Source organism: Bradyrhizobium sp. SZCCT0231 (genome assembly GCF_018130245.1).
Lineage (GTDB): Bacteria > Pseudomonadota > Alphaproteobacteria > Rhizobiales > Xanthobacteraceae > Bradyrhizobium > Bradyrhizobium japonicum_F.
The window spans coordinates 212564-236098 of sequence record NZ_JAFCKP010000005.1; the positions used below are offsets into that span (position 1 = coordinate 212564).

The 23535-nt window shown below is 64.9% G+C and carries 16 protein-coding genes; 3 read left to right on the forward strand and 13 right to left on the reverse strand.

What is annotated here, in order from left to right; translation table 11 throughout:
* Positions 1-6: 6 nt before the first annotated feature.
* On the reverse strand, positions 7-1398 hold the full coding sequence (locus tag JQ566_RS16025) for an efflux RND transporter periplasmic adaptor subunit (RefSeq protein WP_212373371.1): 1392 nt from the start codon (positions 1396-1398) through the stop codon (positions 7-9).
* Entirely contained in the window at positions 1388-2845 is a 1458-nt protein-coding gene (locus JQ566_RS16030) for an efflux transporter outer membrane subunit (RefSeq protein ID WP_434057824.1), read from the reverse strand. The genes JQ566_RS16025 and JQ566_RS16030 overlap by 11 nt, the downstream gene beginning before the upstream one ends.
* Positions 2846-3710: 865 nt before the next feature.
* Between JQ566_RS16030 and JQ566_RS16035 the strand changes: the two genes are divergently transcribed.
* Positions 3711-4745, forward strand: a complete 1035-nt coding sequence (locus JQ566_RS16035; RefSeq protein ID WP_212373373.1) for a cysteine synthase A — start codon at positions 3711-3713, stop codon at positions 4743-4745.
* Positions 4746-4803: 58 nt separating this feature from the next.
* Here JQ566_RS16035 and JQ566_RS16040 read toward each other — a convergent pair whose 3' ends face one another.
* From JQ566_RS16040 to JQ566_RS16070, 7 genes are all read right to left on the reverse strand, one after another.
* The gene (locus JQ566_RS16040; protein WP_212373374.1) at positions 4804-7041 is read right to left on the reverse strand and encodes a tetratricopeptide repeat protein; all 2238 of its coding nucleotides are present in this window, start codon (positions 7039-7041) and stop codon (positions 4804-4806) included.
* Between the two features lie 119 nt (positions 7042-7160).
* On the reverse strand, positions 7161-9431 hold the full coding sequence (locus tag JQ566_RS16045; protein ID WP_212373375.1) for an O-linked N-acetylglucosamine transferase, SPINDLY family protein: 2271 nt from the start codon (positions 9429-9431) through the stop codon (positions 7161-7163).
* Positions 9432-9545: 114 nt separating this feature from the next.
* A complete protein-coding gene (locus tag JQ566_RS16050; protein WP_212373376.1) occupies positions 9546-11777 on the reverse strand; it encodes an O-linked N-acetylglucosamine transferase family protein in 2232 nt (743 codons plus the stop codon).
* Between the two features lie 98 nt (positions 11778-11875).
* Positions 11876-12613 (reverse strand): amino acid ABC transporter ATP-binding protein, encoded by a 738-nt coding sequence (locus JQ566_RS16055; RefSeq protein ID WP_249139490.1) that lies wholly within the window; start codon positions 12611-12613, stop codon positions 11876-11878.
* Between the two features lie 11 nt (positions 12614-12624).
* Complete coding sequence (locus JQ566_RS16060) at positions 12625-14145, reverse strand: amino acid ABC transporter permease (RefSeq protein WP_212373377.1); 1521 nt, start codon at positions 14143-14145, stop codon at positions 12625-12627.
* A complete protein-coding gene (locus JQ566_RS16065) occupies positions 14142-15347 on the reverse strand; it encodes an amino acid ABC transporter permease (RefSeq protein WP_212373379.1) in 1206 nt (401 codons plus the stop codon). Before JQ566_RS16065 ends, JQ566_RS16060 begins: the two co-directional genes overlap by 4 nt.
* Before the next feature lie 25 nt (positions 15348-15372).
* Positions 15373-16389 (reverse strand): amino acid ABC transporter substrate-binding protein, encoded by a 1017-nt coding sequence (locus JQ566_RS16070; protein WP_212373380.1) that lies wholly within the window; start codon positions 16387-16389, stop codon positions 15373-15375.
* Positions 16390-16769: 380 nt separating this feature from the next.
* Between JQ566_RS16070 and metC the strand changes: the two genes are divergently transcribed.
* Together metC and JQ566_RS16080 are read left to right on the forward strand one after the other, a co-directional pair.
* Positions 16770-17954 carry a cystathionine beta-lyase gene (gene metC / locus JQ566_RS16075; RefSeq protein ID WP_212373381.1) on the forward strand — a complete coding sequence of 395 codons (1185 nt, stop codon included), beginning with the start codon at positions 16770-16772 and terminating at the stop codon, positions 17952-17954.
* Between the two features lie 132 nt (positions 17955-18086).
* Positions 18087-19778, forward strand: coding sequence for a Na/Pi cotransporter family protein (locus tag JQ566_RS16080; RefSeq protein WP_212373382.1), 1692 nt, complete (start codon positions 18087-18089; stop codon positions 19776-19778).
* A 9-nt stretch (positions 19779-19787) separates the two neighbouring features.
* On the opposite strand, the gene JQ566_RS16085 is transcribed toward JQ566_RS16080, so the two are convergent.
* The 4 genes from JQ566_RS16085 to JQ566_RS16100 form a co-directional block, all read right to left on the reverse strand.
* Entirely contained in the window at positions 19788-20126 is a 339-nt protein-coding gene (locus JQ566_RS16085; RefSeq protein ID WP_027574511.1) for a lipid-A-disaccharide synthase N-terminal domain-containing protein, read from the reverse strand.
* On the reverse strand, positions 20123-20860 hold the full coding sequence (locus tag JQ566_RS16090; protein ID WP_212373383.1) for a glycosyltransferase family 2 protein: 738 nt from the start codon (positions 20858-20860) through the stop codon (positions 20123-20125). The genes JQ566_RS16085 and JQ566_RS16090 overlap by 4 nt, the downstream gene beginning before the upstream one ends.
* Before the next feature lie 76 nt (positions 20861-20936).
* Positions 20937-21782 carry a phosphatase PAP2 family protein gene (locus JQ566_RS16095; RefSeq protein ID WP_212373384.1) on the reverse strand — a complete coding sequence of 282 codons (846 nt, stop codon included), beginning with the start codon at positions 21780-21782 and terminating at the stop codon, positions 20937-20939.
* Between the two features lies 1 nt (position 21783).
* Positions 21784-23526, reverse strand: a complete 1743-nt coding sequence (locus tag JQ566_RS16100; RefSeq protein WP_212373385.1) for an ArnT family glycosyltransferase — start codon at positions 23524-23526, stop codon at positions 21784-21786.
* Positions 23527-23535 lie beyond the last annotated feature (9 nt).

Consider the following 23535-nt stretch of genomic DNA (forward strand, 5'->3'; position numbering starts at 1 on the left):
TCGGGATCATGGCTGCTTGGCTCCAGATCCCGATGCCCCCGGCCCCGGTGCCGGCCCGGTCTGTCCCTTCTGGTCGCCTTCGCTGCTCTTGCGCTTGGCACGGAACTCGCCGTCCTTGCCTTGTCCGTCCTTCTGGCCTTCTTTGGCACCATCCTTCTGTTGGGCGTCAGGCGCGCGCGAGCGCTTGCGCGGGGCAAGATCGGCCGACGGGGTCTGGTCGCCGCGGCCCACGATCACCTTGGAGCCGTCGGACAGATTGGCAAAGCCCGTGGTGACGACCTTGTCGCTGGCCGAGAGGCCGCTGGCGATCACCGCGTCATGCTCGTTCTGCTGGGTCACGGTCACGGGCTTGGCCGAGACGACATTGTCCTCGCCGATGACGTAACTGAAGGTCCCGATCGGGCCGCGCTGCACCGCAGAGGTCGGCACCACCAGCGCCTGCCTCAAGGTCTCGACCTTGAGGCGGACATTGACGAACTGGCCTGGCCAGAGCTGGTAATTGGCGTTGGGGAATTCGGCCTTGAGCTTGAGCGTGCCGGTGGTCTGGTCGACCTGGTTGTCGATGCCGGTGAGCTTGCCGGTATCGATCACCGTGATGCCGTCATTGCCGAACACATCGACGGCCAGCGTGCCCTTGGCGGCGGCCGCATTGACGCGCATGATCTGCTGCTGCGGCAGGCTGAACCGCACCGCGATCGGCTGCAACTGCGTGATCACCACGAGGCCCGTGGTGTCGGAGGCGTGGATGATGTTGCCCTGGTCGACCTGACGCAGGCCAACGCGTCCCGAGATCGGCGCCACGATCTTGGTGTAGCTCAGCGTTGCTGCGGCATTGTCGATCGCAGCCTGGTCAGCCTTCACCAGCGCCTCGGTCTGCGCCACCAGCGCGCGCTGGGTGTCGGCCTGCTGCTTGGAGCCGGCGTTGGAGGCGGCGAGCTGCTCGTAGCGCGCAAGATCGATGCGCTGGTTGGCGAGCTGGGCCTGATCCTGCGCCTTCTTGGCCACCGCCTGGTCGTACTGTGCCTGATAGATCGCCGGATCGATCTCGCCGAGCACGTCGCCCTTCTTGACGTCCTGGCCTTCCGTGAAATTGACCGCGATCAGCTTGCCGTCGACCTGCGAGCGCACGGTCACGGTGTTGAGCGCGCGGATCGCGCCGACGCCGTCGAGATAGACCGGCACGTCCTGGATGCGCGGGCTCGCCGCCAGCACCGGCACCGGCAGGTCGGGCCGCTGGTTGCGGTTGTTCGCCTGCTGCTGGTGCATGGCGGTCCAGCCGAGATAACCAAGGCCGCCGAGGATCGCGAGCGTGATCAGGGTCATGATCCAGCCGCGGCCGCGCGATCTTTTCGCCGTCCCCTCCTTCGCGTCTTGCTTCGCCTCCGGCTTAAAGAGCATTGACCGGTTTCTCCATCCTCGGCTCCCAGCCGCCACCGAGCGCCTGGTACAGGCTGACGATGGCGAGAAGCCGTGCGAGTTGGGCCTGCGACAGCGCGTCTTCCGCCTGGAACAGGGTCAGTTGGGTGTTGAGCACGGTCACGATGTCGGCAGTGCCGGCGCGCAATTGCTGCTCGGAGAGATCGAAGGCGCGGCGCGAGGCGACGACGACGTCGCGCTGCAATTGCAGCTTGATCGTGGTCTGCTTGATCGAGAACAGCGCATTGTCGACGTCGGCAAAGGCCTGAACGATGGTCTTGCGGTAGGTCTGCAGCAGCTCGTCCTGCCGCGCCTTGGCGAATTCGAAATTGCCGAGGATCTTGCCGCCGTCGAAGATCGGCTGCGTCGCGCTGCCGACGAGCTGGAAGAACGCCGCATGCGGCTGGAACAGCGAGACAAGCGCCGAGCTCTGATAGCCGCCATTGCCGGTGAGCTGGATGGTCGGAAAGAACTGCGCGCGGGCATTGCCGATATTCGCGGTCGCCGAGGCCAGCTGGGCTTCCTGGCGGCGGATGTCCGGCCGCTGCGTCAGCAGCTCCGACGGCAGGCCGGGCGTCACGCGTGGGATCGCGATCCGGTCCAGGGAGCCGCCGAGCACGCGCACGCTCTCCGGCGGCCGCGACACCAGCACGGCGAGCGCGTTGACGTTCTGGTCGAGCGTCTGGCGCAGCGGCGGCACCAGAGCCTTCTGGTTGGCAAGCACGCTCTCCTGCTGGGCGACGTCGAGATCGGTGCCGGTGCCGGCCCTGCGGCGCTCCCTGACCGCATCAAGGATGCGCTGCGCGCTCGCGATATTGCGCTGTGAGGTCCTGATGCGGTCCTGCGAGGCCAGCACCTGGAAATAAGCGTTGGCGACGGCGGCGAGCGTGGTCAGCGCCACGGTGTCGCGATCGAAGCGGTTGGCGTTCGCCGTCTCTTCCGCCGATTGCAGCGCGTCGCGGTTCTGGCCCCAGAAATCGAGCTGATAGCTCGCGCTCAGCGAAGCCGAATAATTGACGACCTCGCGTCCGCCGATGGACAGGCCCGAAGCACTCGAGCCCGAGGTGCGTGAGTAGGTTTCCGATCCGCCTGTCGATACGCTCGGCAGCAGCGCCGCGCCGGCCTGCCGCGCCTGGGCATCGGCCTGGACGATGCGCGCGACCGCGGCGGCGATGTCGAGGTTGACGGTCTGCGCCTCCTCCATCAGCTGGGTCAGCTCCGCAGAGCGGAAGCCACGCCACCAATCCAGCGACGGCGGCGCATCGCCTTTGCCGGCATATTTGTATTGGATGGGTACGTCGAGCGCGGGATCGGGAAGATCCTGGGTCAGCACGCAAGCCCCCGAACCGGCGGCAAGGCAAAGCACCGCAATCCATCGCGCCGCGCGCAGCGTTCCGAATGCAGAACCGAGAGACCGCCGCCAGGCGATCGCTGGAACTTGCTCTGTCACATCCACCCCCCGCCGGGCAGATCAAGCCGCCGCAACGCTGCCGGATTAACCGATTCGCGGCGGGATGGTCGGGAGGCTTTGGACAACGCGTTCACAGCGGTGATGCTTTCTGCGGAACCTGAGATCCATACTAGCCGGGCGCGGAACGGCGGGACAGTGCCGCAGTTGCGAGATGTCCGTGCCAACGAGCCGCGAGCGAACCGACAAGAATGCGAAAAGTGTCTGTCTCGCAGAGACTTCCTTCATTACGAAACATTGGGGAACGTAAGCAAGCTTACCAAGATTTCATGTGATCGTGCGGCCACACCGTTGCTGCAGGGCTATTGCATATGAATTTCACGAGGATTGTCCGCGGGCTCGCTTCGCCTCTCCCGCTTGCGGGAGAGGCCGACGCGCCCCGGGCGATGCGAAGCATCGTCCCGAGCGCGCCGGGTGAGGGCTCTTGCCACCCAGGGACGGCCTCCGCGTTTCTCGACAGTCCCACCGCGCGAGGCACCTCCACCCCAGCCCTCCCCCGCAAGCGGGAGAGGGAGCCGCCCAGTCCCGATGCCGAAGCATCGCGCGCCCTGTCGCGACCGGTCTCGCCCGTGGCAAAAATTGGTTGCAAGACCGCGCATCGCGAGCGTTATCGTGTCGTGCCCTGACGGAGTGCGACCATTTCCTCCTACCGATATCCCGCCTCGCGGCCGAGCGCATCATCGCCGGCCTCGCCTCTCAAGCATATCACTGTTTGGACGGGCGTTTCGGTTGGGTTCGCCGCAGCGCAAAAGCCTTCCCCTTTGGCCTCCCAAGCACTAGGTTCTGGCCAAACCTGATCAACCCCTTGGTAGTGATTTCCCCCGACATGACCATTCGCAACGACGTTGTCGAAGCCATCGGCAATACCCCGCTGATCAAGCTGAAGCGCGCCTCGGAACTGACCGGATGCACCATTCTCGGCAAGGCCGAGTTCATGAATCCGGGCCAGTCGGTCAAGGACCGCGCCGGCAAATGGATGATCCTGGAGGCGGAGAAGCGTGGCGAGCTCAAGCCCGGCGGTCTCGTGGTGGAAGCGACCGCCGGCAATACCGGCATCGGGCTCGCGGTCGTGGCGAGTGCGCGCGGCTACCGCACCTTGATCGTGATCCCGGAGACGCAGAGCCAGGAGAAGAAGGATTTCTTGAAGCTGTGCGGTGCCGAGCTGATCGAGGTGCCGGCCCTTCCTTACGCCAATCCCAACAACTACCAGCATGTCGGCCGGCGGCTCGCCGACGAGCTGCGCAAGACCGAGCCGAATGGCGTGCTGTTCGCCGATCAGTGGAACAACCTCGACAACGCCAAGGCCCACTACGAGTCCACGGGGCCTGAGATATGGGAGCAGACCGGCGGCAAGGTCGACGGCTTCGTCTGCTCGGTCGGCAGCGGCGGCACGCTGGCCGGCGTCAGCCGCTATCTGAAAGAGAAGAACAAGAACATCCGCATCGCCTGCGCCGATCCGCACGGCGCCGGCATGTACGAATATTTCAGGACCGGCGATCCCAAGGCGACGCCCGGCGGCTCGATCACCGAGGGCATCGGCCTCAACCGCGCGACTGCGATCGTCGAGACCGCCAAGGTCGATGACGCCTATCTCATTTCCGACGCCGAAGCCGTTACCTCGATCTACGAGCTGCTCCAGCACGAAGGCCTGTGCCTCGGCGGCTCGACGGGCATCAATGTCGTCGGCGCGATGCGACTTGCGAAGCAGCTTGGGCCCGGCAAGACGATCGTCACCGTGCTGTGCGACTCCGGCAGCCGCTATCTGTCGAAGCTGTTCAATGCGGACTTCATGCGCGCCAAGAACCTGCCGGTGCCGGAGTGGCTGGAGAAACGCAGCAACATCAAGCCGCCCTTCGTGTGATCGTCGCGCACGTCCTCGGGCCGAGGGCACACGTCCACAAGCTCTGCGCAGATCAGCTTTAAGCGACCTCCCCGCTTTCGGAGGCTGCGGCGCAATAGTCGCGCCAGAACTTGCGGTAGCCCTCCTCGACCTTGCGCGTGTAGGTTTCGACATTACCCGCGGCTGAAGCTGCGATCCGGGCCGGCAATTCCGCGCGCAACTTTGCCAGAAGCGCGGGCTGGGCAGCAAATTTGCACGCGATCGCGGCGTAGCCCGCGTCATCCTCGGCCACCCAGTCGTCAAGACCGACGGCCGCCACGATGGAGCCGCCAGCGCGCGAGGATGCGCCGTGGCCGAGCTTGGCGACGACCGGAACGCCCGCATAGAGGGATTCCCAGGTGCTGACGCCACCGTTCTGCGGAAATGGATCGAGCGAAATATCGACCAACGCGAAGGCTCGCAGATGATCGGCGCGCTCGGACGAGCCGAGGCAAGTGATCCTCTCTTCGGCAATCCCGTGAGCGACCAATCGCGCGAGGAGACCATCGCGCACCAGGGGATCGTCGAGCAGCGTGTGCTTGATGATGATCTTCGATCCGGCCACCTCCCGCATCACGTTCGACCAAACGCGGATGGCCTCATCCGAGATCTTGTTGACGCGGTTGAACACGCCGAAGGTGACGTAGCCGTTGTGGAGCATGGGAAGCTCCGACGGCGGCACATCCAGGATGGGATCGATCGTGATCAGGCACGGCAGGTCATAGACCTTTTCGGTCAGCAGATGCCGTGCCGATTGCGGAATGAAGACCGGGTCCGCGAGCACGTAGTCCATCGTCCGAAGGCCCGTACCGGTCGCGTGTCCGAAGCCCGTGACCTGGATGGGAGCCGGCTTGCGGGCGAAGACCTGGAGCCTGTTGCCCGACGAATGCCCGGACACGTCGATCAGGATATCGACCTTGTCGGCCTCGATACGATCGGCCAATTCGTCGTCGAACATCTGCCAGGCATCGACCCAGACGTCTGCCGCCGACCTGAATTCGGCCGTGACCGCATCTTGTGTCGGCGAACACGAATAACAGACCACCTCGAAGCTGGCATGATCATGATGGCGCAGCACCGGCAGCAGGCCGAATGCCGCCGAGTGATACCAGAATTCGGCAGAAACATAGCCGATCACGATCCGCCTGTCGGGATCGAGCTGCCGGGGGGCGAGCTTCCTCTGCGGCACGCGGGCGCCGATCGCCTCGCCCCAGGACCTTCGTGTCGCCTGCTGGATCGTGAAATCGGCGTCGGGGAGAAAGTCCAGAAAATAGATCTTCCGCGCCATCAAGTCTGGATCCGGCGAGATCGCCAGCGCCGTGTCGAGATGTTCGATTGCGGACGCGATTTCTCCCTGATTTGCAAAACAGGAGCTCAGCAGCGCCAATGCGATCGTGGAACGTGGATTCTGCTCGAGCAAGGTCGTGCAGGCCAGGATCGCCTGTGCGGTGTTCCCTATGCTGAGCGAGACCTCCGCCTTTCCCCGCAAGGCCAATTCGAACCGGGGCGAAAGTGCAAGTGCCGCATCGAAGTCCGCTGCCGCCTGTTCCAGCCGCGACAGCGCCGAGTTGAGGCGTCCGCGCTGCGCCAGGATCTTCGCCGAATCCGGCTTTATCGCGAACGCCGCCGCGAGCGCAGCTTCCGCCTCATCGTAGCGCTTGAGCTCGATGCTGACCATGCCCTTGCCGATGAGCGCTTCGACGTGGCGCGGCTGAAACAACAGCGCGCGATCAAAGCTCTCCCTGGCGCGGTCAAAACGGTACAGCGCCAGCTCCGCCACGCCACGATTGCAAAGCGCGGCGGCGTAGTCGGGCTTCAGCTTGATGGCGCGATCGTACACCTCGATGGCCTGTGCGGGCAGGTTCATCTGGAGCAAGGTGTTGCCGAGGCCGACAAGGGCCGGCGTAAAATTCGGCTTCAGTGCGATCGCCTTCTCCTGACAGGCGCGGGCCGCCTCCAATTTCTGAAGGACGACGTAGACGGTCGCGAGATTGCTCTGAGCCTCGTGCGAACGCGGGTCGATCGCAATCGCGCGCTCGAGCAGCTGTTGCGCCTCCTCCAGGCGCCCGCCCTGCTGCACGCTCAGGCCGAGCAGGTGCGTGGCGTCGAAATGATCCGGAACGGCTTGCACGATCTGGCGGCAGAGCGCTTCGCACTCCGCATACCTGCCCTGGCCATAGGCGTTCGCCGCGGCGGGAATGATGGCGTCGGCCTGCTTCTTCAATTTCTTCTGCAATCGCGCATTCTGGAATGCGCGCGCGCCGGCGCTGCTTTGCAAAGGTGTCTCTCCGGAAGATGGCCCAAGGCCGAGTCTAACTGATTCGCGTACCGGCCCGGCCGAACTGCCGGACCAGAAATCCGTCCGGGATATCCCGGGGCTCGCCGGCAGGATGCCGCTCAGGAACCGCCAGGTGCCTCCGTCCCGCTGACCGCAGCGTCACCGCGCGCGGCGGCAGCGGCACAATGGTCGCGCCAGAACTTGCGGTACCCCGCTTCGAGCTCACGCGTGTAGATCTCGACATTGCCGGCGGGCGAGGCTGCGATCTGGGCCGGCAAGCCCGCACGCAACTTCGCCAGATACTCGGGCTGCGAGGCAAACTTGCGGGCGATCTCGACATAGCCGTCGTCGTCCTCCGCGACCCAGTCGCCGAGGCCGACGGCCGCCACGATGGAGGCGCCGGCACGCGAGGAGGCTCCAATGCCGAGCTTGGCCACGACCGGAACGCCCTTGTAGAGGGATTCCCAGGTGCTGATGCCACCATTTTGCGGGAACGTGTCGAGGGAAATATCGATCTTGTCAAAGGCCATCAGGTGGTCGTCGCGCGAGGTGGTGCCGAGGCAGGTGATGTCCTCCTGCGCAATGCCCTGCGCGATGAAGCGTGCGACCAGGCTATCGCGCAGCAGGGTATCGTCGAGCAGACCATGCTTGAGGATGATCTTCGATCCCGGCACCTCCCGCATGATGCGTGACCACACACGGATCGCATCATCCGAGATCTTGTAGATGCGGTTGAACACGCCGAAGGTGACGTAGCCATTGCGGAGCATCGGCAGCTCGGAGGGCTGCAGATTGGTAACCGGCTCCATCGTGATCAGGCATGGCAGATCGTGGATCTTCTCGGGAAACAGATGCCGGGCCGAGGGCGGAATGAAGATGGGATCGGCGAGCACATAGTCCATCGTCTGCATGCCCGTGCCCGTCGCATGTCCGAAGCCCGTGGCCTGGATCGGAGCGGGCTTCCGCGCGAAAACCTGCAGCCTGTTGCCGGTCGTGTGGCCGGACACGTCGATCAGGATGTCGACATTGTCGGCCTGAATGCGGTCGGCGAGCTCGTCGTCAGAAAGCCCCCAGGCGTCCACCCAGACGTCCGCCAATGATTTGAACTTGGCGGTGTACTCGTCCGCTCCCGGCCAGGAGTAGTAGCAGATGATCTCGAACTTGGCGTGATCATGGTTGCGCAGCACCGGCAGCAAGGTGAGGCCCGCCGAGTGCTGCCGGAATTCGGCGGCGACATAGCCGACCACGATCCGCTTTTCCGGATCGAGCGGCCGCTTCGGCAGCGTCCTTTGCGGTATCTTCGAGCCGATCGCATCCCACCAGGACTTCCGCACAGCCTGCTGGACCGCGAAATCGGCCTCCGCGAGGTAGTCGAGCAAGAAGATCTTGCCCCTGATCGCATCTCCATAATCCGGTCGGATCGCCAGCGCGCGATCGAGATACTCGATCGCGGAGTCCATCTCGCCCTGGTTCGAATAGGCAAAGCCCATCAGCGCCAGCCCCATCTCGGAGCGCGGATTCTGCTCGATCAACGCCGCTGCGGCCGCCATCGCCTGCGCGGTCTTTCCCATCACGAGGCAGGCCTGTGCCTTCCCGCGGAGCGCCAGTTCGAGCTTGGGCGAGATCGCGAGCGCCGCTTCGAAATCCGAAAGCGCGGGCTCGAGGCGCTGCAACTCGTAACTGAGCCGTCCACGCTGGGCCAGGATCCTCGGCGCGCCTGGCTTGATCGCGAGCGCCATGGCAAGCTTGGCCGCCGCTTCCTCGTGATGCCGCAGCTCCATACTGACCATGCCGCTGCCGACGATGGCCTCCGCGTGACGCGGCTGAAACAGCAGGGCTCGATCGAAACTTTCCTTGGCGCGAGTGACCTGCCCAAGCACGATCTCGACCATGCCGCGATTGCAGAACGCATCGGCATAATCCGGTTTGATCTTGATTGCGCGCTCGTGCAGCTCGAGCGCCTGTTCGTACTGCCCCAGATGCATCAGCGTATTGCCGAGGTTGGTCAGCGCCACCGCGAAATTCGGCTTCAGCGCGATGGCCTTCTCCTGGCACCGCCGCGCCTCCTCTAGATTGCCGAGGTCGAAATGCACGGTTGCGAGGTTGTTGTGGGCATCATGCAGGCGCGGATCGAGCGCAATCACGCGCTCGAGCAGCTCCTTCGCCTCCTCCAGGCGCCGGCCGTCATGGGCGCACATGCCGAGCAGGTGCATGGCGTCGACATGATCCGGAAGGGCTTTCAGGATCTCGCGGCACAGCGCCTCCGTCTCGGCATATCGCCCCTGGCCATAGGCGTTCGCCGCGGCGGCAATCACGGCGTCGGCCTGCTTCATCAATTTCTTCTGCAATCGCGCATTCTGGAATGCGCGCGCGCCGCCGCTCTGCTGCAAGGTGTCTCTCCGGAGGATGCCCCAGGCAGAGTCTAACTGATTCGCGAGCCTGGCCGCCCGGTCACCCGAACTCCATCGCCTCCGGGATTTCCCGGGGCCCGGCGCAAGATCTTCCTACGCCACCTCCGAGGCGGCGGCACAATGATCGCGCCAGAACCGACGATAGGCCGCCTCGACCTCGCGCGTGTAGATCTCGACGTTGCCGGCGGGCGAGGCTGCGATCTGGGCCGGCAATTCTGCGCGCAGCTTCGCCAGATGGGCCGGCTGCGCCGCATATTTGCACGCGATCGCGGCATAGCCCTCGTCATCCTCGGCAACCCAGTCGCCGAGACCGACGGCCGCAACGATGGAGCCGCCGGCGCGCGATGAGGCGCCGTTGCCGAGCTTGGCGACCACGGGAACGCCGGCATAGAGAGACTCCCAGGTGCTGATGCCGCCATTTTGCGGGAAGGTATCGAGCGAAATGTCGACATTCGCGAAGGCCCGCAGATGCTCGGCGCGCGGGGTCGAGCCCATGCAGATCACGTTCTCCTCGGCAATGCCCTGTGCCACGAACCGCGCGACCAGACGGTCACGCAGCAAGGGATCGTCGAGCAGCCCGTTCTTGATGATGATCTTCGATCCGCTCACGGCGCGCATCACGTTCGACCACACCCTGATGGCCTCGTCCGATATCTTGAAGATGCGGTTGAACACGCCGAAAGTCACGTAACCGTTGCGGAGCATGGGAAGCTCGGAAGGCGGCACATCCAGGATGGGATCGATCGTGATCAGGCAGGGCAGATCATAGACCTTTTCGGCCAGCAGATGCCGCGCCGATTGCGGAATGAAGATCGGGTCGGCGAGCACATGGTCCATGGTCCGAAGCCCCGTCCCCGTGGCGTGCCCGAAGCCCGTGACCTGGATGGGGGCCGGCTTGCGGGCGAAGACATGAAGCCTGCTGCCGGTGGTATGCCCGGACACATCGATCAGAATATCGATCCCATCGGCCTGGATGCGGTCGGCCAGTTCGTCGTCCGAAAGCTGCGCGGCATCGACCCAGACGTCCGCGAGCGGCTTGAATCTCTCCGTCATCTCATCCTGCAGCGGCCAGCAGGAATAGCAGACGATCTTGAACCTGGCGTGATCGTGATGGCGCAGCACCGGCAACAGAGAGTAGGCAGCCGAGTGATTCCTGAATTCGGACGCGACGTATCCGATCACGATCCGCCGGTCCGGATCGAGCTTGCGCGGCAACAGCGTCCTTTGCGGAAGCTTGGCGCCGATCGCATCCCACCAATATTTTCGCGCCGCCTGCTGGGCTGCGAAATCCGCCTCCGGCAGATAATCCAGCACGAAAATCTTGTATCCGATGGCCTCCGGAAAGTCCGGCGCGATCTCCAGCGCCGCGTCGAGATGCTCGAGCGCCGTCGCGATGTCTCCCTGGTTCACATGGCAAGCCGCCAGCAGCGCCAATCCCATCTCGGATCGCGGATTGACCTCGAGCAGCGTCTTGACGCCCACCATCGCCCGCGCCGTGTTTCCCGCGAGAATGTCGATCTGCGCCCTCCAGCACAGTGCGAGCTCGAGCCGTGGCGATTGCGCCAGCGCCGCATCGAGGTCCGCGGCCGCCTGCTCCAGCCGGGACAGGCTTAGATTGAGCCGTCCGCGCTGCAGCAGAATCCTGGGTGAACCCGGCTTGATCGCGAGCGCTGCGTCGAGGGCCGCAGTCGCTTCCGCGAAGTGCCGGAGCTCGAGGCTGACCATGCCCTTGCCGGCGATCGCCTCGGCGTGAAATGGCTGAAATGACAGGGCGCGGTCGAAGCTCGCTTCGGCGCGCTCGAACTGGCCCGTCATCAATTCCGCCATGCCGCGGTTGCAAAACGCATCGGCATAGTCCGGCTTCAGCCTGATCGCGCGTTCGTGCAGCCCGATCGCCTCTTTGCCGAGGCCGATGTGCAGCAGCGTATTGCCGAGATTGGTCAGGGTGATCGGACAATTCGGCTTCAGCGCAATGGCCTTCTCCTGGCATGCGCGGGCGTCCCTATATTTATCGAGCGCGAAATAGACAGCCCCGAGATTGCCATGCGCATCGGGCGAACGCGGATCGAGAGCGGTCGCACGCTCGAGCAGGAATTCCGCCTCGTCGAGCCGTCCGCCGTCAAACGCGCGCAGGCCGAGCAGATGCGTGGCGTGGAAATGATCCGGAACCTCCTTCAAGATCTCGCGGCAGAGTGTCTCGGCCTCGGCAAGCCTGCCCTGCCCGAGTGCCTCGATCGCGAAGGCCATGACGGCGTCCGCCTGCTTCTTCAGCTTCTTTTCCAGTCGCGCATTCTGGTATGCGCGCGCGCCGGCACTGCTCTGCAAGGTCTCTCTCCGGAGGATGGTCCGAAAAGAGACGAGCTGATTCGGATGGTGCCAAGCTTGCGGTCAGCCAGACCGCGAGGCCAGCTGGTTGCGGCGGCTCACCGCAGAATCTGGCTCAGGAACAGCTTGGTGCGGGCGTGCTGCGGGGCGGCGAAGAACTCCTTCGGCGTGTTGGCCTCGATGATCTGGCCGGCGTCCATGAACACGACGCGGTTGGCGACCTCGCGGGCAAAGCCCATCTCGTGGGTGACGACCAGCATGGTCATGCCCTCCTCGGCGAGGTCGACCATGGTGTCGAGCACCTCCTTGACCATCTCGGGGTCGAGTGCCGAGGTCGGTTCGTCGAACAGCATGACCTTCGGGTTCATGGTCAGGGCCCGCGCGATCGCGACGCGCTGCTGCTGGCCGCCGGACATCTGCCCCGGAAACTTGTTGGCCTGGTGCGGGATCTTGACCCGCTCCAGGAACTTCATCGCGGTCGCCTCGGCATCCCTCTTGGGAATGTTGCGGACCCAGATCGGCGCCAACGTGCAATTGTCGAGCACGGTCAGATGCGGGAACAGGTTGAAGCTCTGGAACACCATGCCGACTTCGCGGCGGACCGCGTCGATGTGCTTGAGGTTGGGACCGAGCTCGATGCCGTCGACGACGATCTCGCCCTCCTGGAATTCCTCCAGCGCATTGATGCAGCGGATCAAGGTCGACTTGCCGGAGCCCGAGGGTCCGCAGATCACGATGCGCTCGCCCTTCCGGACCTCGAGGTCGATATCGCGCAGGACGTGGAATTCGCCATACCATTTGTTCAGGCCGGAAATCTTGACGATGGGGTCGGACATGGTGGCCTCGATCAGTTGCGGCGGTGGGCGTTGAGGCGGTGCTCGACGAACAGCGAGTAGCGCGACATTCCAAAGCAGAACATGAAGTAGATGATCCCGGCGAAGGCGAATCCGGTGAACGCGGTCGACGGCGTCGACCATTTCGGATCCGAGAACGAGGCGCGAAGCGAGCCCAAGAGGTCGAACAGCGCCACGATCGAAACCAGCGAGGTGTCCTTGAACAGCGAGATGAAGCTGTTGACGAGGTTCGGAATGACGTGACGCAGCGCCTGCGGCAGCACGATCAGCGAGGTCGTCTTCCACCAGGACAGTCCGAGGGCGGCCGCCGCCTCGCTTTGCCCGCGCGGGATCGCAGCGAGCCCACCGCGGACGTTCTCGGCCTGATAGGCGCCGGTGAACAGCGCGATACCGATCAGCGCGCGGACCAGACCATCGACGCTGAAATTGCCGGGCAGGAACAGGGGCAGCATATAGGTTGCGAAGAACAGCACGGTGATCAGCGGCACGCCGCGCCAGAACTCGATGAAGGCGATCGAGAATATCCGGATCAAGGGAATGGTGGAGCGACGGCCGAGCGCCAGCGCGATGCCGATCGGCAGCGAAGTGACGATGCCGGTGACGGAGACCACCAGCGTCACCAGAAGGCCACCCCACAGATTCGTCGTCACGACCGGCAATCCGCCGTGGTCAAGATCCATCAGCTTGATGACGATGGCGATGCCAATGAAGGTGGCGATGCTGGATGCCAGAGCCCGCCCGCCGGTGCGAACGCCGCCGCCAAGGACGAAGGCGACCAGGCAGACAATCGCGGCCGTGATGGCGAAATCGGCCCAGACCGGCTGCCCCGTGCCCTGAATATAATCGCGCAGCCAGGTGAGCGGAAAGATCAGCCAGTGGATCGCTGTGCCGAGCAGGACGATGAGGCTCCCGACGATCCAGAGCAGCGGTGCGATCGCTGAGGTCTCGCTCGAGGTGAGCAGCGCCTGTCCGGCGCCGACGATGCTCTCGTCGAACAGTTGCAGCAGGCCGGCCGTCCAGCTGAGCCCGAAGCCCTTGATGCCGCCGCCGTGCAGCAGGAAGAATGCGACCACCGGAAAGGCGGCGAAGAACAGGCCGGCATTCAGGCTCTTCGCCGGCAGCCGCGGAACGAGCAGCGGCAACAGCAGGACGGCTGCGAGCAACAGCGTCAGATTCACCCGCCAGCGTTCGGCCTCGGGATAGAAGCCGTAGATCAGTTGCGGGAGCTTCGCCTGGATGTAGGGCCAGCAGGCGCCGACCGCAAAGCCGGCGTTCTCGGCGATGCACGCGGTGCGGTCCTTACCGCTCCAGACCGCGTCGACCATCAGGAACTTGACGGAGGGAACGATGGTGAACCAGAGCAGCAAGGCGCCCAGGATCGTCAGCAGGATGTTCGTCGGCGAGTTGAACAGGCGCGTGCGCATCAGGCCGATGAAGCCCGTGGTCTTCACCGGCGCGGGACGCTCGGCGAGCAGGTCCCGGCGGACGAAGCTGGACGAGAAGGCATCGCTCATGCGCCCAGACTCCGGCTGACGCGCCAACCGTAAACGCTCATGACGGCGCTGGTGAGGAGCGAGATCAGGAGATAGATGCCCATCGTCATGGCGATGATCTCGATCGCCTGCCCGGTCTGGCTCAGCGACGTTCCGGCGAACACCGACACCAGGTCAGGATAGCCGATCGCGACCGCCAGCGACGAGTTCTTGGTGAGATTGAGGTACTGGTTGGTCAGCGGCGGCACGATCACGCGCATGGCCTGCGGCACGACGATCAGGCGGAGCGTGGCGCCGCGGCTGAGACCGAGCGAGGATCCCGCCTCCATCTGCCCCTTGTGAACGGACAGGATGCCGGCGCGCACGATCTCGGCAATGAAGGCGGCGGTATAGGTCGACAGCGCCACCGTCAGCGCCACGAATTCCGGAATGATCCGCGAGCCGCCGGCGAAGTTGAAGCCCCTGAGCTGCGGCAGCTCGAAGGTGAAGGGCAGACCGAACACCAGCACGGTGGCGAGCGGCAATCCGAGCAGCAGCCCCAGCACGTAGGGCCAGATCCGGATCATTCGCCCTTCCTGAAACAGCGCGCGCCGCGCATGGAAGCGCAGCGCCAGCGAGGCGACGACGCCGAGCGCCAGCATCGCCAGGAACGGCTCAAGGCCGCTCTGGCCGATCGGACTGGGAACGACGAGGCCGCGATTGCTGAGAAAGGCAATGCCGAGCAGCGAAATGCTCTGCCGCGGATTGGGCAAGGCGGCGAGCACCGCGAGGTACCAGAACAGGATCTGGAACAGCACCGGCAGGTTGCGGATGACCTCGACATAGATCTCGCCGACGCGCGACAGCAGCCAATTGGGCGATAGCCGACACAGCGCGACGATGAAGCCGATCACGGTGGCGAAGACGATGCCCACCACCGAGACCACGAGCGTGTTCAAGAGCCCGACCACGAACACGCGCAGGAACGTGTCCGAGCCGGTATAGGAGATCAGGGTCTGGTTGACGTCGAAGCCGGCATTGTTCCTGAGGAAGCCGAAACCGGCGGCGATGTGCTGGTTCTCGAGATTGGCGCGAGCATTGGAGACGATCTCATAGCCGATCCAGCCCAGGATCGCCGCGAAGGCAAACTGGACGGCAACGCCGTTCCAGCCTGCCTTGCCACCCAGAATGCGCCGGATCTTCAGCGCGATCTGGGGCGGCGGTTTTCGGGCCTCGGTGCTCATGCCGCTGCCGGCCGATCAGGGCTGATCAGCGGATCGGCGGCGCGTACTGAAGACCGCCCTTGTTCCAGAGATTGTTGAGACCGCGATTGATGGCGAGCGGCGAGCCCGCGCCGACGTTGCGATCGAACACCTCGCCGTAATTGCCGACGGTCTTCACGATCCGCACCACCCAATCCTTGGTCAGGCCGAGCTGTTCGCCGAAATTGCCGTCGCTGCCGAGCACGCGCTTCAGCTCCGGATTTTCCAGTTTCGCCTTCTCGTCGACGTTCTTCGAGGTCACGCCGAGCTCTTCAGCGGTGACCATCGCAAACAGCGTCCATTTCACGATGTCGAACCACTGGTCGTCGCCGTGGCGCACCATCGGGCCGAGCGGCTCCTTCGAGATGATCTCCGGGAGCACCATGTGGTCGTTGGGATTGGCGAGCTTGAGGCGATTGGCGTACAGGCCCGACTGGTCGGTGGTGAAGACGTCGCAGCGCCCGGCTTCGTAGGCCTTGACGGTTTCGTCGTTGGTGGCGAACGCGATCACCTCGTACTTCATGTTGTTGGCCTTGAAGTAGTCGGCGAGATTCTGCTCGGTGGTGGTGCCGGTCTGCACGCAGACCGATGCGCTGTTGAGCTCGAGCGCCGAATTCACCTTGAGCGACTTCTTCACCATGAAGCCCTGCCCGTCATAATAGGTCACGCCGGTGAAATTGGCGCCGAGCGAGGTGTCGCGCGAGATGGTCCAGGTGGTGTTGCGCGAGAGCACGTCGATCTCGCCGGATTGCAGCGCCGTGAAGCGGTCCTTGGCGGACAGCGGCACGAACTTGATCTTGGTCGGATCGTTGAAGATCGCGCCGGCAATGGCGCGGCAGACGTCGACGTCGATGCCGGTCCAATTGCCCTTGTCGTCGGGCGATGAGAAGCCCGGCAAGCCCTGGCTGACGCCGCAGGACAGCATGCCCCGGTCCTTGACGGTCTTGAGCGTTTGCGCATCGGCGGCTTGGGCGGAGAGGCCGGCAGCGAGAGCGAGGGTGAGAGCCAGGGTTACGCGTTTCATGGGCTTGGGGCCTTTCAAGGTCGTCTCAAAGGTCAGGAATGTTGTCTCAGGATCGTCTCTGCCAGGGGGAGCCCTGCAAGAGTCATGCTGGAAAACCTTGCCGAACACTCGCCGATCTCGGGAGGCCATACCTTCACCCCGCCGCTGGCGCCCGCCATTTTTGGCTGTGGCGCAAGGTCCGGTCAGACGATGGATCGAAGGTCGCGGCAGGCCCCTCAACATGCGGCGACTGAATAGCACCTGCGCATCACAGAACGACTGGCCTGCCGGGTCAAGGGGTTGACGGGACTCTTCTGTGTTCTGTTATTAACGACAGCGGCCTTTCGGCCGGCCCGCGGGCGCGATGCGTCCGGTGGAAACGCGGTTTTGAAAGCAGACGCATGGATTCCTCGCCCCCCCAAGAGCAGCACGCCGAGACCCGGCTGGTCACCTCCGGCCGCGACACCAAGGCGCAGAAGGGGTTCGTCAATCCGCCGGTGTTCCACGGCTCGACCGTGCTCTATCCGACCGCCGAGGACCTGCACGCCCATCGCGGCGAGTTCACCTATGGCCGCCACGGCACCCCGACGACCCGGGCTTTCCAGGATACAATGATGGCGCTGGAGGGGCCGCAATGCGCCGGCGTCGGCATCGTGCCGTCGGGGCTCTCGGCGATCTCCACCACCCTGCTCTCTGTGCTGAAGGCCGGCGACCACATTCTGGTTGTCGACAACATCTATCGGCCCTCGCGCAATTTCTGCAACGGCATGCTGACCCGCTATGGCGTCGAGACCACCTATTTCGATCCGCTGATCGGCGCCGGCATCGACAAGCTGTTCAAGCCCAACACCCGCGCGGTGCTGGTGGAGGCCCCGGGCTCGCAGTCGTTCGAGATGCCAGATATCCGCGCCATCGCCGAGGTCGCGCATGCGCGCGGCGCGCTCGTCATCGACGACAACACCTGGGCGACGCCGCTCTATCACCGCTCGCTGGAACAAGGTGTCGACATCAGCATGCAGGCCGCCACCAAATATATCGGCGGTCACTCCGACATCATGTTCGGCACCATCTCGGCCAACGCCACGGCCTGGCCGATAGTTGCCGAAGGCATCCGCCTGCTCGGCGTCTGCGCCGGCCCCGACGACGTCTTCCTTGCGCTGCGCGGCCTGCGCACGCTGTCGGTGCGGCTCGCGCAGCATCATCGCTCCGGGCTCGACATGGCGCGCTGGCTGGCGGCGAGACCTGAGGTCGCGCGCGTGCTGCATCCTGGGCTCGAGACCGATCCCGGCCATGCGATCTGGAAGCGCGACTTCACCGGTGCGTCGGGCCTGTTCAGCATCGTGCTGAAGCCGGCCCCGCAGAAGGCCGTCGACACCATGCTCAACACGCTCAAACTGTTCGGCATGGGCTTTTCCTGGGGCGGCTTCGAGAGCCTTGCGATTCCCTTCGATTGCGATGCCTATCGCACCGCGACCAAATGGGCGCCCGGCGGCCCGACGCTGCGTCTCCACATCGGGCTCGAGAGCATCGACGACCTCAAGGCCGATCTCGATCGCGGCTTCGCTGCCCTCAAAGCGGCAATGTGAGCCTGCGCACAAGGCATTGCGCCGCGGGAACGAGCAATCGGCGCAAACGTTAGGGTCGACGCGCCAACAAAGGGTTGATCCTCGAGCATTTGGCGCTAGCCTCACCAATCGACTCCAATCCGGACACGGAGCATGGGAACGTTGGTTCTGCTCGATCTCATGGGCGGCGTTGCGCTGTTGTTGTGGGGCCTGCACATGGTCCACAGCGGTATCTTGCGCGCCTTCGGCCCCGACCTGCGGCGCCTGCTCGGCAAGGCGTTGAGCAACCGCGCCAGCGCCTTCGCCGCCGGGCTCTCGCTCACCGCGCTGCTCCAGAGCAGCACGGCGACGGCGCTGATCACCTCTTCGTTCGCGGCCGAGGGTCTCGTCAGCCTCGCCGCCGCGCTCGCCATCATGCTCGGGGCCAATGTCGGCACGACGCTGATCGTGCAGGTGCTGTCGTTCAACATCGCCGCCGTGGCGCCGGTGCTGTTCGTGCTCGGGCTCGTCGCCTTCCGCTCGGGACCGCGATCCCGGATCAAGGACATCGGCCGTGTCTGCATCGGCCTCGGCCTGATGCTGCTCTCGCTGCACATTCTGCTCGACACGCTGGCGCCGGCGGAGAACGCGCCCGGCGTCCGCGTCGTGATGTCGGCCATCACAGGCGACCCGGTCTTGTGCATCGTCATCGCCGCCCTCGTTACCTGGGCGGTGCATTCGAGCGTCGCCAGCGTGCTGCTGATCATGTCGCTGGCCTATGCGCAGTTCGTCACGCCTTACGCGGCGCTGGCGCTGGTGCTCGGGGCCAATCTCGGCAGCGCCATCAATCCCGTGTTCGAGGGCGCCAAGCGTGAGGATCCCGCGAGCTATCGCCTGCCGGTCGGCAATCTCGTCAACCGCGTGGTCGGGATTGCGCTCGTCCTGCCCTTCCTGGCCGCGATCGCCGAGCACATGCACGCCTGGCAACCCGATCTCGCCAAGATGACGGCAGCTTTCCACATCGCCTTCAATGTCGGCACGGCCGTGCTCTTCATCGGCCTGCTCGACACCATGTCGCGCCTGCTGAACCGGCTGCTGCCCGATCGTATCAAAGAGGCCGATCCCGCCCGGCCGCGCTATCTCGACGAGACCGCGCTGGAGACGCCGTCACTGGCGCTCGCCGACGCCGCCCGCGAGACCTTGCGCATGGGCGATCTCGTCGAGGTCATGCTGCGCAAGGTGATGGCCGCGATGATGACCGGCGACCGCGCGCTGGTCGACCAGGTCTCGAAGACGGACAATCTCGTTGACGGTCTCGACGAGGCCATCAAGCTCTACGTGACGAAACTGATGCGGGGCAGCCTCGACGAGAGCGAAGGACGGCGCGCGATGGAGATCATCTCCTTCGCCATCAACCTCGAGCATATCGGCGATATCATCGACAAGAGCCTGAGCGAGCTCGCCACCAAGAAGATCAAGCGGCGCTTCCAGTTCTCGGCGGAAGGGGCCGAGGAGCTCGCCGCTTTCCACAAGCGCACGATGGACTCGCTGCGCATCGCCTTCGGCGTCTTCATGTCGGGTGACGCCAACGAGGCGCGCAAGCTGCTGGTGGAGAAGACGGCGCTGCGCAACACCGAGCTTGCCGCGGTCGAGCGCCATCTCGACCGCCTGCGCGAGGGCCGCCCCGAAACCATCGAAACCACTTCGCTGCATCTCGACGTGCTGCGCGACCTCAGGCGCATCCACTCGCATATCTGCTCGGTCGCATATCCCGTGCTCGACGCGGCCGGCGAGCCCTACCGCAGAACCGAGGCGGATACGCCCCCCCTGCCTGCATCAGGCGCGGCGTCGGCGCTGCCGCGATAACATCTCGGATCAGCGGTCCAGCGTCTTCGAGGCGGTGCCGCGGTTCTTCCAGATCAGCATGATGTTTCTGACATAGATGATGGTCGCGAGCGACTGTCCGAGGATGATGACGGGCTCGCGCTTCACGACGCCATAGACCAGCGTCATCAGCCCGCCGCCCATCGAGCAGAACCAGAATGCCATCGGCACCACGCTGTTGCCGGCGCGCTCGCTCGCGATCCATTGCACCAGGAAGCGCGCGGTGAAGAACAGCTGCGCGACGAGGCCGAACGCCAGCCAGAAGTCGAACTTGGCGACGAAGACGTCGTAGAGATAATTGCTCAGCGCCTGACCGTATTGGATGATCATGCATTCACCTCGGTCACTTCAGGCGTCGGCTTCTTGCGGCGGATCAGCCACCACACGCCGGCGAGATCCATGATGCCGATCCACAGCCGGTCGAAGAAGCCATAGTTCGATACGCCGGAATGGCGCGGCCGGTCGATCACGTCGACATAGGCAATGTCGTAGCCTTCGCGGCGGACCAACGCGGGGAGGAAGCGATGCAGCCCGTCGAAGTAAGGCAGCATCAGGAAGACGTCGCGCCGGAACGCCTTCAGTCCGCAGCCGGTGTCGCGCGTGCCGTCCTTCAGGATGGCGTTGCGAACGCCGTTCGCCACGCGCGACTGGAATTTCTTGAAGCCGGTGTCCTTGCGCCCGACGCGCTGGCCGGCAGCGAGACCGACGCGCCCTGCCCCCTTCTCGACCGCCGCGATCAGGTCGGGCAGGAAGGCTGGATTGTTCTGGCCGTCGCCGTCGAGCGTCGCCACGATCTCCCCGCGCGCCGCGCGCACGCCGCTGCGCACGGCCGCCGATTGGCCGCCCGATCTCGCATGACGGAGCTGACGTAGATTGCTCCGCTGTTTCATGATGGCGCCGAGCCGCTCGCCGGTCGCATCGGTCGAGCCGTCGTTGACGTAGATGATCTCATAGGCCCAGCGGCCATCGAGCGCCGTCGTGATCTCCGCGATCAAGGGCGCGATGTTGTCGGCTTCGTTGCGCACGGGAACGACGATGGAAACCGAAGGCTGGGACGTCGACAAATCGAGGCTCGTGGTTGGAATTTGACCTGCCCCAAGGAGCGCCCCAAGGAACCGGCGTCCCGGCAGGCAGCCGCTTTTATGGGGCGGATGCCCCGCGGGCAACCCTTTTGAGGCGGTCCGAAACCGTCCCTGAAAGCGGCACGATGGTGCCGTCGGCGCGGATGGCAAAGCCGAGCCTTCGGGCCGCAAACCAGTAACGGACGGCCATGGCGCCGACCGTTCCGACGAGAGCGCCGGCCACGACGTCGCTCGGGTGGTGCGCGACCAGCACCAGGCGCGTCAGCAGGATCACGATTGCGTAAGTGAACATGAACACGCGCAGGCGCGGCCACAATGCCGATACCGCAAACGCCAGGGCGAACGCTGCCACGGCATGGCCCGACGGCAAGCTGGCATAAGCCCCCGTCCCCTCGAACGGCACGAAGTTGAACGGATTGGCCTTGCCGCCGACGAACGGACGTCCGCGGCCGATGAGATATTTCAAGATTTCGGCGACGAACGCTGACACGGCAACCGACAGAAACATGAACTGCAGCCGCGTGCCGAAGCCGAGCAGCAGCGCGCGGCGGCTTCCGTGCAGCCCGGCCGCGACAAGCGCCAGTGTCACCAGCGCAGCCCCCAGCACCGAGAGCACATACTCGTCCTTGCCGAAATCGGTGAGGATGCGGATCGGCCAGAGGCTGGGCGTGCCGCGCGGCGGCATCAGCAGGATCTCGGTCTGATCGAACCCGACCATCAGCGCGATGACCAGCGCTGCGCCCGCTGCGCTGAGCCAGAGCGAATGCCGCGCCAGCTTTCGGGCGGCCTCGGCCCGGCACGAATGTGATGGCGAGCGCACGAGCTGCGCCAGCGCGCGCCAGGACACGGCGAGCAACTGCGCGGGATAGCCGCCACGCGGCGCAATGTCGGTCAGAGCCCGCATCCTATTCGGTGCCTTCCGACCGGAAGATCGAGATCGAGATCGCGCGCCCTTGCGAGAAGTTATAGCCGTCGATGCGCGCCCCGACCTTGTAGCGCAGCCCGATCGCCTCGGCGCGCTGCACGAAGCTGCGCTCGGTGCGCTGCTCGATCAGCGCGAAGCGGCAGCTGCCCTGCCGCAGGAAATCCGCCGCACCGGAGCCGTCGGTCAGCAAGGTCTGGGTGCCCGCCAGGAAGACGAGGCTCGGCTCGTGATAACCGGCCGCAGCCGCCTTCGGTCCGACGCAGGTGACGTTGCGAAGCGCGCGCGCGATCTCGATGCTCGGAAACAGCGGCGTCAGCGACGGCAGCACGATGCCGTAGACCGTCACCGCCAGCATCAGGGCCGCGACCAGCGCGTTGAGCAGCGAGCGCTCGGCGCGATTGTTGTCGTAGAGCCACCAGGCGAACAGGCCGAAGATCAGCGAGGCCGCGATGAACGGCCAGGCCACGAAGGCCGGCTGCCGCGTCAGCATCACCGCGCCGACCACCGCGATGATCGAGGCGGCTGCGGGGATCGCGAACCACCAGGCCGAACCGCGCATCAGCCAGGACCGCGACAGCACACGCCGCTCCACCGCGCCGGCGGTGAGGATGGCGATCGCCGGATAGAGCGGCAGCACGTAATGCGGCAGCTTGGTCAGCACCGCCTCGAACACGATCCAGGACGGGATCAGCCAGGCCAGCAGAAACTGCGCGCCGGGCTCGCGCCGCGCCCGCCACACTGCAGGCGCGGCCATCGCCGCAAGCGGCGCGCCCGGCCAGAAGGTGATCCAGAACAGCGCCAGATATAGTCCAGGCGGCGCGCCATGAGATTCCTGAGCGCCGATCTTGCTGAGCATGTCGCCGCCGACGGAATCGGCGAAGAAGGCATCGCCCGCGCGCCAGAAGATCGCGACGAACCAGGGCAGCACCAGCACCAGCGTCCACATCAGGCCCCAGAGCGGGCGCAGCTTCCACAGCCAGGAGGCATCGCGGTCCTGGATCGCAAGCGCGACGATGGTCAGGCCCGCGAACATCAGGATCAGCGGACCTTTGATCAGGATGCCCAGAGCAAGCGCGGTCCAGAAGATCGCGGGCCAGCTCCAGGGCGGATGTGTCTCGTCCTCGGCGCGCTGCCAGGACAGATAGGCCCGCGCCATCGCCCCCATCGCGGCGACGACGCAGAACAGCAGCATGGCATCGGTCTTCGCCAGTCGCGCTTCGACGCCGAGCAGCACGGACGCGCACATCATTAGCGCCGCCAGCACCGCGGCGCGCCGCGTGACGAAGCCGAGCGCGGCCCAATAGGTCATGAGCACGGCGCCGATCGCGCCCATCAGCGACGGCAGCCGGTAGACCCAGATGCGCAATTCGGCCTTCGGCAGCTTGAGCATCGACGCGGCTTCGACGGTCGCCGATTGCAACCAGTAGATGCCGACCGGCTTCTTGTACCGGACGTCCTCCTGAAAGCGGATGTCGACATAGTCGCCGCTCTCGACCATCTGCTTGGTGGCCTGGGCGAACCGCGCTTCGTCGCGATCGATCGGCGGGATGGTGAAGAAGCCGGGCAAGAACAGCAGCAGCGCGCACAGCACCAGGAAGCCGACCGCGCGCGCGTGGCTGGCCGTGGCGATGTCGAGCATGCGCACGAGCCCGCTGCCCGGATTTGCGGGCGATTTCGACTCGCGGGGGGCTCCAAAACGAGGGCTTGGGTAGGTCTCGGCCATTGGTTCCGC